General features: G+C 69.7%; 12 protein-coding genes. 6 read left to right on the top strand and 6 right to left on the bottom strand.

All coding sequences use genetic code 11. From position 1 onward, the window contains the following. Positions 1-4: 4 nt before the first annotated feature. The 5 genes from VNW53_RS11140 to VNW53_RS11160 all read right to left on the bottom strand — a co-directional run bounded on the left by VNW53_RS11140 (position 5) and on the right by VNW53_RS11160 (position 6,237). On the bottom strand, positions 5-1,501 hold the full coding sequence (locus VNW53_RS11140) for a Ppx/GppA phosphatase family protein (protein ID WP_325555714.1): 1,497 nt from the start codon (positions 1,499-1,501) through the stop codon (positions 5-7). Next, positions 1,482-3,707: an RNA degradosome polyphosphate kinase gene (locus tag VNW53_RS11145; protein ID WP_325555715.1), complete on the bottom strand. Its 2,226-nt coding sequence runs from the start codon at positions 3,705-3,707 to the stop codon at positions 1,482-1,484. Before VNW53_RS11145 ends, VNW53_RS11140 begins: the two co-directional genes overlap by 20 nt. A 64-nt stretch (positions 3,708-3,771) precedes the next feature. Continuing rightward, a complete protein-coding gene (locus VNW53_RS11150; protein ID WP_325555716.1) occupies positions 3,772-4,446 on the bottom strand; it encodes a DnaA ATPase domain-containing protein in 675 nt (224 codons plus the stop codon). 8 nt (positions 4,447-4,454) lie between these two features. Then, positions 4,455-5,237, bottom strand: a complete 783-nt coding sequence (locus tag VNW53_RS11155) for an arginyltransferase (RefSeq protein ID WP_325555717.1) — start codon at positions 5,235-5,237, stop codon at positions 4,455-4,457. Between the two features lie 97 nt (positions 5,238-5,334). Then, on the bottom strand, positions 5,335-6,237 hold the full coding sequence (locus tag VNW53_RS11160) for a flagellar motor protein MotB (protein WP_325555718.1): 903 nt from the start codon (positions 6,235-6,237) through the stop codon (positions 5,335-5,337). A 127-nt stretch (positions 6,238-6,364) separates the two neighbouring features. On the opposite strand from VNW53_RS11160, the gene VNW53_RS11165 reads away from it, so the two are divergent. The 6 genes from VNW53_RS11165 (at position 6,365) to VNW53_RS11190 (ending at position 14,862) form a co-directional block, all read left to right on the top strand. Next, complete coding sequence (locus VNW53_RS11165) at positions 6,365-7,222, top strand: NAD(P)-dependent oxidoreductase (protein ID WP_325555719.1); 858 nt, start codon at positions 6,365-6,367, stop codon at positions 7,220-7,222. Then, positions 7,223-7,729, top strand: coding sequence for a GNAT family N-acetyltransferase (locus tag VNW53_RS11170; RefSeq protein WP_325555720.1), 507 nt, complete (start codon positions 7,223-7,225; stop codon positions 7,727-7,729). After that, positions 7,726-8,610 (top strand): alpha/beta hydrolase, encoded by an 885-nt coding sequence (locus tag VNW53_RS11175; protein WP_325555721.1) that lies wholly within the window; start codon positions 7,726-7,728, stop codon positions 8,608-8,610. The genes VNW53_RS11170 and VNW53_RS11175 overlap by 4 nt, the downstream gene beginning before the upstream one ends. A gap of 298 nt (positions 8,611-8,908) precedes the next feature. Next, a complete protein-coding gene (locus tag VNW53_RS11180) occupies positions 8,909-11,800 on the top strand; it encodes a S8 family serine peptidase (RefSeq protein ID WP_325555722.1) in 2,892 nt (963 codons plus the stop codon). Between the two features lie 87 nt (positions 11,801-11,887). Then, a complete protein-coding gene (locus tag VNW53_RS11185; protein WP_325555723.1) occupies positions 11,888-14,389 on the top strand; it encodes an ATP-binding protein in 2,502 nt (833 codons plus the stop codon). Positions 14,390-14,466: 77 nt separating this feature from the next. Further along, positions 14,467-14,862: a response regulator gene (locus tag VNW53_RS11190; protein ID WP_325555724.1), complete on the top strand. Its 396-nt coding sequence runs from the start codon at positions 14,467-14,469 to the stop codon at positions 14,860-14,862. A gap of 4 nt (positions 14,863-14,866) precedes the next feature. Here the strand turns inward: VNW53_RS11190 and hemB are convergent, their stop codons facing one another. After that, a complete protein-coding gene (gene hemB, locus VNW53_RS11195) occupies positions 14,867-15,883 on the bottom strand; it encodes a porphobilinogen synthase (protein ID WP_325555725.1) in 1,017 nt (338 codons plus the stop codon). Positions 15,884-15,927 lie beyond the last annotated feature (44 nt).

Consider the following 15,927-nt stretch of genomic DNA (forward strand, 5'->3'; position numbering starts at 1 on the left):
GGGCTTATCCGAGCTCGAGTTTCAGTTTCAGCGCCGAGGCCAGGGTCTGGGCGCGCTTGGCGGTCTGTTCGCCCAGCAGCATGTCGCCCCAGCCGAGGGCGGCGGTCAGGGTCAGGCGGTCGCCCTGGATGGCCAGGCTGGACTTCTCCAGCAGGCGCGGGTTGCGCCCGGAGAGGTCGCAGCCGAGCCGCACCGCCGCGCCGAGCGCCCGGGCCCGCTGGCGGCGCTCGGCGCCGATCACCCGCGAGACCGCCTCAGCCTCGGGCGGCGTGGTGGCCGAGGTGTAGCGGGAGAAGGCGACGCTCGCCAGGAAGGCCCGCTCGGGATGGTTCATGCCCGCGATCGGGGCGCGCAGGACCTGCTCGAAGGCGAGGTCGGCGCGGTGGTCGGGGTGCAGCCGCGCGCCGAGGTCGGCCAGGCGGCTGGCGGCGGCCAGCAGCACCGCGTCCCGCTCGCCGAACACCGGGGTCAGCTTTTCGAAGGCCGGCGACAGCCAGGCCTCCAGGGCGCCGCCCAGCTCGGACGGCACGCCGCGCGCCGCGGTCAGCGCCTCGCAGCCTTCGATCAGCGGGTCGCGGCCGCGCACTTCCGGCGCCATGGCCTCGAGCAGCAGGCCTTCGCGCACCCCGTAGGCGGAGACCGTGATCCGCTCGACGCCCAGGCTCTCGATCAGCGCCTCCAGCACGACGGCGGAATAGGGCAGGGTCTCGATCCGCTTCTTGGATAGGCCCTGCATGCGCTCCAACGAGGCGCGCGACTGGCGTGACACCAGTCCCGACACGCTGAGCGCATCGGCGCGGCTCATCTCGTACTGGTGGGCGACGTGCAGGGGATAGTCGGCCAGCTCCATCTGGAAGAGCGCCAGGTTGCGCCAGGCGCCGCCGACAGCGTGGAAATGGCGGGTGGCGAAGCGGCTCGCATGCGGGGCCAGCGCGGTTTCGATGAGCTTGCGCGTGCGATCGCCGTCCAGCGGTCGGGGCGCTCCGAGCGCGAAAGGGCCGAGCGGCAGGGTCGCGCCGGCCTCCGGGCCTGCGGCGCCCAGGCGGGTCAGCTCCAGGCTGGAGCCGCCGAGGTCGCCCACGACCCCTTGTGCGTCCGGTTGGCCGGCCAGCACGCCCAGCGCCGCGTAACGGGCCTCCTCGTCGCCGGTGAGCACCCGCACGCTGAGGCCGGTCTCCTCGCGCACCCGCTTGAGGAACGCCGGGCCGTCGGCGGCCTCGCGCACGGCGGCGGTGGCGGCGGCGGTGACGTCCTCGGCGCGCCAACCGTCCAGCAGGGCGCGGAAGCGGCGGATGGCGATCAGGGCCACCTCGACGCCGTCGGGCGACAGCCGCCCGGTGGACGGCAGGTCGCGGCCGAGGCCGGCAAGGGCTTTCTCGTTGTAGACGGTCCAGATGGCGCGCCCGTCCAGCCGGTAGATCACCAGGCGGACCGAGTTCGAACCGACGTCGATGACGGCGGCCTGCCGGGACTCTGGCCTGCTATCCCCGCGAGGCCACATGATCGATCGCGCGCGGCATGTCCTTCACCTTCTGCCCTCTACCCGAAAGGCTGGGGTTGGTCATGAAATACTCGTGCGCGGAAAAGGCGCTCGGATGGTCCCAGGACGGATCGCGGCTGTAGTGGCCGGTATTGTCCAGGAACCAGCTCTGGGCCTCGTCCTTCAGGTTGGCCAGCATGATCTGCTGCAGCACCTGCTGATGGACGGTGGGGTTCTCGATGGGCGTCAGGGCCTCGACGCGGCGGTCGAGGTTGCGCGGCATCCAGTCGGCCGACGAAATGTAGACCCGGGCCTCCGACGAGGGCAGGGGCGCGCCGTTGGCGAAGGCGACGATACGGCCGTGCTCCAGGAAGCGGCCGACGATGGACTTCACGCGGATATTTTCGGACAGGCCCCGGATGCCGGGGCGCAGGCAGCAGATGCCGCGGATCACCAGGTCGATGTCCACGCCGGCCTGGCTGGCGGCGTAGAGGGCGTCGATGATCTCCGGGTCGACCAGGGAGTTCATCTTGGCCCAGATGCCGGCCGGACGGCCCTCCAGCGCGTGGGTGGCCTCCCGCGCGATCAGCGCCAGCAGGTCGCGCTTCATGGTGATCGGCGAGAAGGAGAGCTTCTCCAGGCCCTCGGGCTGGGCGTAGCCGGTGACGAAGTTGAACAGGCGCGCGCTGTCGCGGCCCAGCGCCGGGTCGGTCGTGAACAGCGACAGGTCCGTATAGAAGCGCGCGGTGATCGGGTGGTAGTTGCCGGTGCCGAAGTGGCAGTAGGTGCGCAGCACGTCGCCCTCGCGCCGCACGACGGTGGAGAGCTTGGCGTGGGTCTTGTACTCCACGAAGCCGAAGACGATGTGCACGCCCGCCCGCTCCAGGTCGCGCGCCCACTTCAGGTTCGCCGCCTCGTCGAAGCGGGCCTTGATCTCCACGACCGCGGTGACGTTCTTGCCGGCCTCCGCCGCCTCGATCAGGGCCGCGACGATCGGGCTGTCGTGGCTGGTGCGGTAGAGCGTCTGCTTGATGGCGAGCACGTTGGGGTCGCGCGCGGCCTGCCGCAGGAACTGCACCACGACGTCGAAGCTCTCGAACGGGTGGTGGACCAGTATGTCCTTTTCGCGGATGGCCGCGAAGCAGTCGCCGCCGTGGTCGCGGATGCGTTCGGGGAAGCGCGGCTCGAAGGGCTTGAACTTCAGTTCCGGGTGGTCGGCCGGGATCAACTGGGTGAGCTCGTCCAGGCCCAGCAGGCCGTCGATCAGGATGATGTCCTGCGGCTCGGCGTGCAGGCTGGTGGTGATGAAGGCCTGCAACTCCTCGGGCATGGAAGCGTCGATCTCGACACGGACCACGCTGCCGAGGCGCCGCTGCTTCAGCGCCAGCTCGAACTCGCGCACCAGGTCTTCGGCCTCTTCCTCGATTTCCACGTCCGAGTCGCGGATCAGGCGGAAGACGCCCTGCGCCTGGACCTCGCAGCCGGGGAACAGGTGGTCGAGGAACAGGCTGACCAGCGCCTCCAGCGACACGAAGCGGCGCTCGCTGCGGCGGCGGCCGCGGTGTTGGCCGTGCAGCTCCCAGAACCGCGCCACCTGGGCGGGGATCGGCACCAGGGCGTAGAGCGCCCGGTTGTCGGCCATCCGGCGCAGCTTCAGGACCAGGGAAAAGGCCAGGTTCGGGATGAACGGGAAGGGGTGCGCCGGGTCGATGGCCAGGGGCGTCAGCACCGGGAAGATCTGCGAGACGAAGGGTTCTTCCAGGGCGTCGAGCTCGGCGTTGGTGACGTCGCCGGCCTGCACCAGGCGAAGGCGCTCGTCGGCCAGCTCCTCGCAGAGCTGGCGCCAGCGGACCTGCTGCTCGGCCATCAGGTCTGCAGCCTCGGCGTTGACCCGCTCGAGCTGTTCGGCGGGGGTCAGGCCGTCCTGGCTCTGCGCGCGCACGCCCTCGCGCACCTGGGCGCGCAGGCCGGCGACGCGGACCATGTAGAATTCGTCGAGGTTGTTGGCGCTGATCGCCAGGAAGCGAAGCTGCTCCAGCAGGGGATGGCGCGGGTTCTTGCTCTCGGCCAGCACCCGGCGGTTGAAGGCCAGCCAGGAGAGCTCGCGGTTGAAGAACCGGTCCGGCGAGGCGGCCAGTTCCGCGTCCCAGGCCAGCGGCCTACGCCCGGCCGCAGCCGCGGCGCCCGCATCGTTCGATGCGGTGGCGATCGGCTCGGCGTAGCTCATTCCCTCGGCGCTCCGGTGAGATGACGGTCGCAAGAACTTGAGCCCTGCTTGTGACCGGTTCAAGTCATCCCTCGAAAAGGTCAAGATTTTCGATATCGCTTTCCAGGATCTCGCGCGCCAGCAGCCGGGAAACGGGGCGCATCTGCCCGTCGTCGGTCTCATCGAGGCGCCGCACGATCTCTTGCGCGCCGGGAATGGACCTTTCCATGCGCCGCAGCAGGTAGGCATAGACATCGTCGTTCGGGCGAATGTTCCGCTCACGGAAGAAATTCCGCAGGACGCCGGTCAGCACCTCGTCGTCGGGCGCCTCGATCTCCGCCACCAGTATGGCGTTCAGCCGCGAGCGCAGGTCGGGCAGGGCGGCCGGCCAGGCGGCCGGCGGCGTCCGGGCGGTCAGCAGCAGGCTCGCCCCTTCCCGCTGGGCCTGGTTGATCAGGTGGAACAGGGCCTCGTCGGGCGCGCCCTGGTCCACGTCCTCCAGCAGGGCGGGTCGGCCGGCGGCGGCGGCGACGTCGGGGTCCTGGCGGTCGAGGACCACGGCCCCGGTCGAGGCGGCCCAGGCGCGTGCCAGGTGGGTCTTGCCGACGCCCTGCGGGCCCGCCAGCGCCAGGGCGCCGCCCGGCCAGCGCGGCCAGGCGTCGAGGGCGTCCAGCGCCGGCCCGTTGGAGGCGCCGCGCACGAAGTCATCGCGGGAATGGACGGTGGGCCGGCGAAGGCTCAGCCGAAGCTGGCGGGCCATGGGAAATCCTAGAGCGTGCCGTTGGCCGCCTTGGCCGCCCCGCCGACCACCAGGGTCCAGCCCTCTGGTTTCAGCAGTTCGATCGGCGAGAAGCGGACCTTGTAGTCCATCTTCTCCGAGCCGCGCACCCAGTAGCCAAGATAGACGTAGGGCAGGGCGGTCAGGCAAGCCTGGATGACATGGTCGAGGATCACGAAGGAGCCCAGGGAGCGGCGGCTCTGGGTCGGGTCGTAGAAGCTGTAGACCAGCGACAGGCCGTCGCTCATCACGTCCACCAGGGCGCAGGCGACCAGCTCGCCCATTCCTCGATTTTGGAGCCCGCAGTCCCTGGGCCGGGTGCGGTATTCGATGATGTGGGTGCGGACGGCGGTGTCCTCGACCATGGCCACGTAGTCGGGCCAGGTCATCTCCGCCATGCCGCCGTCGGCGTGGCGGGTGGTGAGGTAGCGGCGCAGCAGGTCGAACTGCTCCATGGTCGCCTCGGCCTCGACCAGGTGGCGCTCCAGGTCCTCGTTGCGGGCGATCGCCTTTCGCTCCGAGCGGGAGAACAGGTAGTCGGCCGCCGGGATCCGCGCCGAGACACAGGCCGCGCAGGCCTCGCAGGCCGGGCGGTAGGCGATGTTCTGCGAGCGGCGGAAACCCACCTGGGTCAAGCTGTCGTTGACGCCGGCGCCGTCGCTCAGCGGCAGGTGGGCGAACACCTTCCGCTCATGGCGCTCGGGCAGGTAGGGGCACGGCGACGGGGCGGTCAGGAAGAACCTGAGCTGTCGGGACGGGAAATGCTGCGTCACGGACCTGCGGTCGCCTTATCGATAAGCCTTTCCATGGATTAGGCGTCATGCCGCGCCGCGGCGCAAGGCCTGTTGCAGGACCGCAATGCGCCTGGGGCTAAGGGCCGCGGTCGGGCGGCAACACCGGCGCCTCGCGCAGCAGCACGATGGCGATTCGGCGGTTGCCGGGCAGCGTCGGGTCGTCGGGATAGAGCGGGTCCGAGGTGGCCTTGCCGCTCGCCTGATAGACACGGTCGCCATCGACGCCGGCGCCCAGCAGAATCTTACGCGAAGCGTCGGCGCGGGCGAACGACAGCGGCCAGTCGCTGTCGGCCTTGCCGCCGGCGCCGGAGCCGGCGCTGGTGTGGCCGTAGATGCTGATCCTGTTGGGCAGTTGGTTGATGATCTTGGCGATCGCCCGCAGCAGCAGCTTGGCGCGGTCGTTGGGGACGGCCGTGCCCTGGTTGAACATGGAGCGGCCTTCCTGGTCCACGAGCTGGATGCGCAGGCCTTCGGGCGTCTGGTCGATGATGATCTGCTTCGACAGCTCGGCCAGTTCCGGCATGTCCTGCAGCGCCTGGCGCAGCGACTGCGCCGCCGAGGCGAAGGCGGCGGCCTCGCGCTTGGCCTGGTCCTGCTTGATCTGGTCGGCGGCGGTGTCGGCGCCCTTGGCGGCTTCCTTGGACTTGCCGTCGTCCGGCTTCTTCACATCGGGGCTGGCGTCCTGGACGATGGACTGCGAGCCGTTCTGCTTGGTGCCCTCGTTGCCGAGCGCCGTGCCGGCCAGGATGCCGCCGGCCCCGGAGGTGGTCTCCGAAACCGAGGCGGGGGCGAAGTAGTCGGCGATGCCGCGCTTCTGCTCGGGGCTGGTCGTGTTGATCAGCCACATCAAGAGGAAGAACGCCATCATCGCGGTCACGAAGTCGGCGTAGGCGACCTTCCAGGCGCCGCCGTGGTGTCCCGCGCCGCCGCCCTTCTTGATACGCTTGATGATGATCGGCCGTTCGCCGCCCACCGCCATGGTCCGCCCCGAGTAAGCCTGTTACGAGGGAATCACTTGCGCAGGCTCTTCTTAAGATGGCGTTGCGCGCTGGTGCGCCGGCCACCGAACCGCGGAACCGGACACGAGGTTAAGGAGCGGATTTGAGATGAAAGTGGCGTTCGCCGGTCTCGGCGTGATGGGCTTCCCTATGGCGCGGCATCTGGCCGAGGCCGGCCATGAGATGGCGGTGTTCAACCGCAGTCCCGAGAAGGCGGCCCGCTGGGTCGCCGCCCATGGCGGCCGGGTCGGCAAGACGGCGGCCGAGGCCGCGGCGGGCGCGGAGGTCTTCATCCTCTGCGTCGGCAACGACGACGACGTCCGCCAGGTGGTGGGCGAGGCCTTGCCGGCCATGGCGGCGGGCGGCGTGATCGTCGACCACACCACGACCTCGGCGGTCGTGGCCCGCGACATGGCGGAGCTGGCGGCCAAGGGCGGCCGCGCTTTCGTCGACGCGCCGGTCTCGGGCGGCCAGGCGGGCGCCGAGAACGGCCAGCTCACCATCATGTGCGGCGGGACGCCGGAGGCCTTCGCCAAGTCCGAACCGGTGATCGCCGCCTACGCCAAGGCGACGAAGCTGATGGGCGGGCCGGGCGCCGGCCAGCTCACCAAGATGGTCAACCAGATCTGCATCGCCGGCGTGGTCGAGGGCCTCGCCGAAGGCTTGCACTTCGCCAAGCGCGCGGGCCTCGAGCCGCAGGCCGTCTACGAGGCGATCTCCAAGGGCGCGGCCCAGTCCTGGCAGATGGACAATCGCTGGAAGACCATGAGCGAAGGCCGGTTCGACTTCGGCTTCGCGGTCGACTGGATGCGCAAGGACCTGGGCCTGGTCCTGGACGAGGCCGGCCGCAACGGCGCGGCGCTCGACATGACCCGCATGGTCGACGGCTTCTACGAGGAGGTCCAGGCCCTGGGCGGCCGCCGCTGGGACACCTCCAGCCTGGTGGCGCGGCTGGAGAAGCCCTGAGTGATCCTCGAGACCGAGCGGCTCACCCTGGACGAGCTCACGCTCGCCGACGCGCCCTTCATCCTGGACCTGCTGATGAGCCGCGGCTTCCGCGAGAACATCGGCGACCGCGGGGTGCGTGACCTGGAGAGCGCCGGCGGCTACATCGAGCGCGCCCAGGCCGGCTACGCCGCCAACGGCTTCGGCCTCTGGCGCTGCGACGTGAAGGCGACCGGCGAGCCGGCCGGCCTGTGCGGCCTGGTCAAGCGCGAGGGCCTCGAGCACCCCGACGTCGGCTACGCCTTTCTGGAGCGGTTCTGGGGGTGCGGCTATGCGTCGGAGTCCGCGGCCGCGTCGCTGGCCTATGGGCGCGACGTGCTCGGCCTGGGAACCATCGTGGCCATCACCACCCCGGCCAACCTCGGCTCCATCGCCGTGCTCCGGAAGATCGGCCTGAGAGACGCCGGCATGATCCGCCTGCCGGGCCATGATCACGACAGCGCCTATTTCACGAGCGCGCCGGCATGAGCATCACCACCCGCCGCGTCGCCGCCAACGGCTTCGACTTCGCCGTCGATGAGGTTGGTGAGGGCGACCACCTGGCGCTCTGCCTGCACGGTTTCCCGGAAAGCCGCTTCTCCTGGCGCTACCAGCTCCCGCTGCTGGCGGAGATGGGCTACCGCGCCTGGGCGCCGGACCTGCGCGGCTATGGCGAGACCGAACCCAAGCCGCGCGAGGTCTCCGCCTATCTGATCGACCGGCTGATAGAGGACGTGGCCGGCCTGATCGACGCCAGTGGGGCCAAGACCGTCACCCTGATCGGCCACGACTGGGGCGCGGGCCTGGCCTGGACCTTCGCCGCCAACCGCGTCCGGCCGCTGGAACGGCTGGTGATCATGAATGTGCCGCACCCGGCGGTGATGAGCGCGCGCCTGGGCCGGTCGTGGGCCCAGCTCAGGAAGTCCTGGTACATGTTCTTCTTCCAGCTTCCCGGCGCGCCGGAGCGGGCCATGACCGCCCACGATGCGCGGGCCATCCGCAACGCCTTCCACGGCATGGCCGTCGACAAGTCGAACTTCACGAAGGACGTGCTCGACCGCTACGCCAGGGACGCCCAGCGGCCCGGGGCCATCACCGGCATGATCAACTGGTACCGCGCCGCCTTCCGCCTGGGCGGCAAGCTCCGCGGGCCGTGGCCGACGATCGAGACGACGACCCTGATCGTCTGGGGCGAGGAGGACGCCGCCCTCGGCCTCGAGCTCCTCGACGGGACCGACGCCTACGTCCGCGACCTGACGATCCAGCGCCTGCCCAAGGTCTCCCACTGGGTGCAGCAGGAGGCGCCCGAGAAGGTCAACGCGATCCTGAAGGGCTGGCTTCCGCGCCGCGGCGCCTCAGTAGAGGGATGATATTTCGCCCCTTGATGTCGCTTGGATATAATAAGATATAGATGTAAAATCATGTGGGCAGGTAAGAACTTGAGAAGTTATGAGATCATTCTCTGACGATGTGGCGCTATGTCATCTTAAATTCCCCCGTTACGCGAGTTATTACATAGAATACCGTGGTAAAACGCGATGGTTGACGGAAATTAGGAACGATATACATCATAGATAACGGATATTGACTGTGTTTATTTCGCGATAATTAAGGAAATCGAGGCATCTTCTGCCCGGGAGCCGAAAACGGATCGGCCAGGGGAACGCCATGCTTCGTATCCGCCAGCGTCGAAATCACGGGCTTCGTTTGGCCGCGCTCGCCTCGGTGTCGCTCCTGGCCCTTCCGGCAGCGGTCCAGGCCCAGACCGCGCCGGCGACCGGCCCGGTGACGCCGTTCTACGGCAACATCAAGCCGTTCTACGGCGACGTGGCGCCGTCCTACGGCAACCTCAAGCCGTTCTACGGGAACCTGAAGCCGTTCTACGGCAACCTGCGGCCCTTCTGGGGGGACATGAAGCCCTTCTGGGGGAGCACGGGCGCCTTCTATGGCGACCTGAATTCCTTCTGGGGCACGACCAACCCGGTGGTCGGGACGGGCGCGCCGGACTACCTCAAGGTCGGCGATTTCTGGACCGCCGCCGGCGGGACCTGGGACCAGATCTCCGCGGCCTGGGGCGCGCTGCCGGCGACCGCCGGCCCGGCCGACTACCAGTCGGTGGCCGGCCAGTTGAAGGGCCTGATCGACACCTCGCGCAACTTCTGGGGCGCCGCGGTCCAGGCCAAGACGGGCGCCAGCTTCGATACGGCCTTCGCCACTCCGCTGCTGGCCAAGTACGGCATCGACCTGGCCGATCCGACGTCGCTGTCCAAGCTCGATCCCACGGCCCGGGCGCTGTTCTTCCTCGACTGGTACGACGGCCTGATGAACTACTCCGGGACCGACCACGTCGATCACTGGATGAAGACCATCGACTGGACCCCGGCGCTCAGCCTGCAGCAGGGCTCCGGCAAGGGGACTACCGTCGGCCTGCTGGACATGACGGTGCTAGGCGACGCGACGCTGCAGAAGAGCATCGTCAGGGCCAACGGCATTTCCGACTTTACCAACGGCCATGGCGCGGCGGTGGCCAGCCTGATCGTCGGCGCGCACGACGGCCAGGGCGTGATGGGCATCGCGCCCGGCGCCTCGGTGGTGGCCTACAACCCCTTCGACTCCACCGGGACGGCCAACTGGACCGACATCACCAAGGGCGTCCAGATGCTCAAGGCCGAGGGCGCCAATGTGGTCAACATGTCGCTCGGCGTGCCCGGAACGACCTTCGACCAGGGCTGGAACGGGGTCTTCTCCAGCCTGGCGGTGACGCTCACGCTGAAGAACACCGTCTTCGTCATGGCGGCGGGCAACGAAGGCGTGGTGCAGACCAACAACGTGGCCTGGAGCCTGCTGAACCCGGCCTTCATCGTGGTCGGCTCGGTGGACGTCACCGGCAAGACGATCTCGAACTTCTCGAACCAGCCCGGCACGGCCTGCCTGACGCCGCTCCTGGGGATCTGCACCGGCGACAGGCTGATGAACCACTTCATCGTGGCGCCCGGCGAGATGATCATGGTCTCCGACGGCCACGGCGGCGTGACCCGGCAGAGCGGCACCTCGTTCGCGGCCCCGCAGGTGGCCGCCGCGATCGCCCTGCTGCAGAGCCGCTGGCCCTGGCTGGTCAATTTCCCGAACGAGACCGTCAACATCATCCTGCAGTCGGCCAAGGACCTGGGCGCGCCCGGCGTGGACCCGGTCTACGGCCACGGCCTGCTGGACGTCGCGGCCTCCCAGTCGCCGCTCAACTTCAACAACCTGGTCTGGTACCAGGTCCAGAACGGGAAGATGACGTCGCAGACCAGCAGCGCGGTGCTGTCGACCTACCAGACGGCCAACCACCAGGCATGGGACGCCTCCGGGGCCTACTTCTACGCCTTCGAGCCGATCGGCCTGACCCAGCGCGACTTCGCCATTCCGCTGTCCAGCAAGCTGGTCGGCCAGACCATGACCGCCATGGGCGGGTCTCAGCAGCAGTTCCAGGCCTATCTGCTGAGCCGCATGGACGGCTGGGCGGGCATGCAGACGACGAGCCACCTGGCCTCGTCGGGCTACGACGGCTTCTCCACGGTCAGCACGCCGATCGGCGGCAAGTGGGGCGCGGACATGACCCTCACCGTCGCTCCGCGCGAGAAGCGCCAGGGGTTCCGCGACGAGGGCCCCGACTACCAGTCGTCCCTCCGCGTCGACGGGGAGCGCGCCTCGCTGCTGTTCGGCTATGGCGACGGCGCGCCGGCGCTCACGGCGCGGTCCGGCTTCACCCAGGCGGCCGACTTCGACGCCGAGCGCGGCGGGGCCAACCCCCTGCTGGGCCTGGCGTCCGGCGGCGGCTACGCCGGCTGGAACTACGACCTCACCCACCGCCTGCAGATCTCGGCCGGGATCATGGCGCGCAGCGATCGCCGCGACGAGGCGGCCCTGCCGGGAATCACCGGCGCGGCGAGCGGGGCGGCGACCTACCAGGCCGGCGTCCAGCTCGTCAGCCTGAACTACGCCGCGAGCGATCGCCTGACCCTGACCGGGTCCTACACTCATCTGCATGAGGCTTCGGGCATCCTCGGGATCCAGTCGACCAACCGGCAGGACTTCCAGGGCGGCTCGACCACCGACGGCTTCACCGCCGGCGCGAACTGGGTGCTGGCTCCGAACCTGTCGATCATGGCCACCGGGACGCTCGGCCACACCCGCCAGGCCGACCGGGGCCAGACCCTGGCGGTGGACGCGGGCGGGCTGACCTCCTCGGCCTTCGAAGTGGCCGTGGCGCGCAGCAACCTGTTCTCGAAGGGCGACCGCCTCCAGGTCAGCGTCTCGCAGCCGATGTTCGTCGAAAGCGGCCGGCTCAAGATGACCTCGGTCCAGGTCGTAAACCGCGACACCGGCGAACTCGGCGTGGTGACCCAGAGCCTCGACATCTCCGGCCAGCGCCAGCTCGCGGGCGAGGCGATCTACTCGCGGCCGCTGTCGGACGGACGCGGCGTCGTGGGCCTGTTCGGGCGGGTCGAGACCGTGCCGGCGGGCGTCCAGGCGCAGTCCTACATGGCCGGCGCGCGCTACCGGCTCCGCTTCTAGGATAGCGAGGAAGCTAGCGCAGTCAGGGTCTTAGCTCGAGCTTAAGGGGTTAACTCTAGTCTGGCCGAAACGATCGGGGCGACCCAGATGACTGCGCGACGATGGGCGGCGGCGGCCGCAACGATGTTCGTAGCCTTCGCAGCTTCGGCGCATGCCGCGCCGGCCGCGGCGCCGGACGGCCAGCCGCTCGGCGACTATGCGAGCCGGATCGCCGCGGCCAAGGCCGCCATGATGGCCGAGCCGCAAACGGCCCTGAAGCGCGCCCTCGAAGCCCTGGACCTCGCGCGGCGCCAGGCCGGCCCAGCCCAGGCCGAACGCATCGCCACCGCCCAATGGCTCGAGGGCGAGGCGCTGCTGCGCCTGAACCGGCCCAAGGCGGCCGCCCCGGTGATCGCCGAGGGTCTGGCGACGGCCGCGGCGCGGGTCCCCAATTCCAAGCTGGCCGGCGACCTGATGATGGCGCAGGCCGACCTGCAGGGGACCGACGGCGACGTGCAGGCGGCGTTGGCGGGCTTCCACGCCGCCTACGGCGTCTTCGGCCGCGCCCAGCAGCCGCGCAGCCAGGCCATGGCGCTGATGCGCATCGGCTCGATCTACCAGGACGCCCGCGACTATCCGAAGGTGCTGCAGTACTACGCCCAGGCGGCGGACCTCTATCCGGCCGATCTGGCGCTCTTGATCACGGCCGACAACAACATCGGCGATGCGCTGCGGGCGCAGCACAGGTACGCGGAGGCGGAGGCTGCGTTCGATCGCGCGCTGCAGATCGCGCGCCGGATGAAGAGCCTCCAACTCGAGGCGCAGATCCTTTCAAACCTCGCCGCGGCGGAGATCGCCGAGGGCCGCCTTGCCGCCGCTCAAGGCCATCTGTCGGAGGAGCAGCGGATCGTCGCCGCCGACGCCGGCGCGCGCGAGGAGCAGCCATTCGTCTGGGGCCTGCAAGCCCAGGTGGAGCTGCGCCGCCATCAGCCGAAGGCCGCGGCCCAACTGCTGGCGCGCATGTTCCAGGGCGCCGACCTGAAGACCACGACCATGCCGTTCCGCGACTTCCATGAGACGGCCTATCAGGCCTATTCCCAGCTCGGCGACGAACGGCTGGCGCTGGCCCACCTGGAGGCGTTCAAGCGCCTGGACGACGAGGCCCGCGAACTGGCGGCCTCGACCAATGCGGCGCTGATGTCGGCGCAGTTCGACTTCGCCAACCAGACGACGCGGATCGCCCAGTTGAAGGCCGGGCAACTTCAGCGCGACATCCAGCTCGCCAAGTCGCGCAACGTGATCACCACGGTCCTGCTGATCGGCTCGCTGGTCATCGGCCTGCTGCTGGCGGTGAGCTTCCTGTGGATCCGTCGCAGCCGCAACGAGGTCCGGGCGGCCAACCGCAGGCTGAGCGAGGCCAACTTCGCGCTGGAGAAGGCGCTGAAGGCCCGCACCGAGTTCCTGGCGACCACCAGCCATGAGATCCGCACGCCCCTCAACGGCATCCTGGGCATGACCCAGGTGATGTTGAGCCAGCAGGGCGTCGACCCGGCCCTGCGCGAGAAGATCGCCCTGGTGCACGGCGCCGGCGAGACCATGCGCGCCCTGGTCGACGACATCCTCGACATCGCCAAGATCGAGACCGACGGCGTCACCCTCAACCGCATCGAGCTGGACCTGCCGGCCCTCTGCCACGAGACCGTCCGGCTCTGGACGGCGCGGGCCGGGGCGAAGGGGCTGCAGCTCACCCTGGAGGCGGCCGAAGCGCCGGCCCGCATCGTCGAGGACGCCGGCCGCCTGCGCCAGATCCTGTTCAACCTGATGTCCAACGCCATCAAGTTCACCGAGGCGGGCGGCGTCACCCTGACCGCCCGCGTCGAGCCCGGCGAGGCCGGCGAGGCCGGCGAAGAGCTGGTGCTCAGCGTCGCGGACACCGGCATCGGCATCCCGCGCGACAAGCTGGAGGAGGTCTTCGAGTCCTTCCGCCAGGTGGATTCCAGCTCGACCCGCGCCTACGAGGGCACCGGTCTGGGCCTGGCCATCTGCCGCCGCCTCGCCCAGGCCATGGGCGGCGAGGTGGGCATCGAAAGCGTTCTGGGGACCGGCTCGACGGTCACCCTGCGCCTGCCTCTGGAGCGCGCCGCGGTCCCGGTGCGGAACCCCTGGCGGGATCGCCGCGCGACGCCGCGTGCGCTGGAGGACTGCCGGCTGCTGATCTGCGACGCCAATCCGCTGACGCAGGCGGTGCTGAAGGCCACGCTCGCCCCGCAGGCCCGCACGGCCGAGGCGGTGGCCAGCTTCGAGGCCGCCGCGGAAGCGGGCGAGAGCGGGCGGTTCGACCTGGTGCTGATCGACGCGGCCGTGCTCGGCGCGGAGCGTCAGGCGAGGCTCGCGGCGCTACGCGACCTGGCCGCCCGGGTGCGGCCGGCGCTGGTGGCGGTGATGATCCCGGACATCGGGGAGGACGAGGAAAGCCGGCTGCTGGGCGCGGGCGCGGCCCAGATCGTCCGCAAGCCCTTCGCCGCCCCGGCGTTGCCCGGCGTACTGCGCGACGGCTTCGCCGCGCGCAACGAGGCCGCCATCGCCCGGCGGACAATTTCGGCCGCGTGATCAGCGTTCGTTAAACACCTGCGGAGCACCATGCGGGCACGAAAGCGGCGTCCGGCCGCCTGGGAGCCCCTTCCGCAATGCGCGTCCTGTTCGTCGAGGACAACGAGGTCAACCGGCGCGTCGTCAGGGAGATGCTGCACGCCGGCGGCGTCGACATGGTCGAGGCCGAAGACGGCCGCGTCGGCCTGGACATGATCGACACCCAGAACTTCGACCTGGTCCTGATGGACCTGCGCATGCCGGTGATGGACGGCCTGACGGCGATCCGCCACATCCGCCGCCGCGCCGACGACAAGGCCGGCCTGCCGGTGATCGTGGTGACCGCCGACGACGGGGCCAGCATCGACGCAGATTGCCGCGCCGCCGGGGCCGACGACGTCATGCACAAGCCGATCTCCATGTCGGCCCTGTTCGGGGCGATCGGCGCGATCCTGGCGCGCCGCGGCGACAGCGCCGCCGTGATGATCGCCTGAGCCTCTAAGCCCCCAGCAGCTTCGCCGCCCGCGGCGCGAAATAGGTGATCACGCCCGCCGCGCCCGCGCGCTTGAAGGCGCTCAAGGATTCCATGATCGCGCGCTCTTCCTCCAGCCAGCCGTTCTGGGCCGCGGCCATCAGCATGGCGTACTCGCCCGAGACCTGGAACGCGAAGGTCGGCATGGCGAAGGCGTCGACCACCTGGCGGACGATGTCGAGGTAGGGCATCCCCGGCTTCACCATCACCATGTCCGCGCCCTCGGCGATGTCGAGGGCGACCTCGCGCAGGGCCTCGGCGTGGTTGGCGTTGTCCATCTGGTAGGTCTTCTTGTCGCCGGGGTTCTCCACCGAGCCCGTGCCCAGCTTTCCCGAGCCGATCGCCTCGCGGTAGGGGCCGTAGAAGGCCGAGGCGTATTTGGCGGCGTAGGACATGATCATCACGTCCTGCAGGCCCTCGCGTTCCAAGGCCTGCCGGAGCGCGCCACAACGGCCGTCCATCATGTCGCTGGGCGCGAGGATGTCGCAGCCGGCCCTGGCCTGCATCAGGCCCTGGGCGACCAGGGCCTCGATGGTCGGGTCGTTGAGGATGCGGCCCTTCTCGATCAGCCCGTCGTGGCCGTGGTCGGTGAACGGATCCAGCGCCACATCGCACATGATCCCCACCTCGGGCGCGGCGTCCTTCATGGCCTTCACGGCGTTGGCGATCAGGCCGTTGGGGTCCTGGGCCAGCGAACCGGCGGCGTCCTTCCTGGCCCCGTCGATGTGCGGGAAGACCGCGATGGCCGGGATGCCCAGGGCCTTGGCCTGCTTGGCGGCGGCGGCGCAGCCCTTCACCGACAGGCGGCTGACGCCCGGCATGGCGGCCACGGGAATTTCGCCCTCGCCCTCGTGCACCACCATCGACCAGATCAGGTCGGCCGGCGTCAGCACCGTCTCGCGCACCAGCCGGCGGATCCAGTCGGCCTGCCGCAGGCGGCGCATGCGCAGGGCGGGGTAGGCGGCGAGGGGGACTTTGGTCATGACGCGCCGTTTGCACCCGGCGGGCCCTCGCGCGCAAGCCTCTG

Origin of the sequence: Phenylobacterium sp. (assembly GCF_035569475.1) — a bacterium.
In the GTDB taxonomy this organism is placed as follows: Bacteria; Pseudomonadota; Alphaproteobacteria; order Caulobacterales; family Caulobacteraceae; genus Phenylobacterium.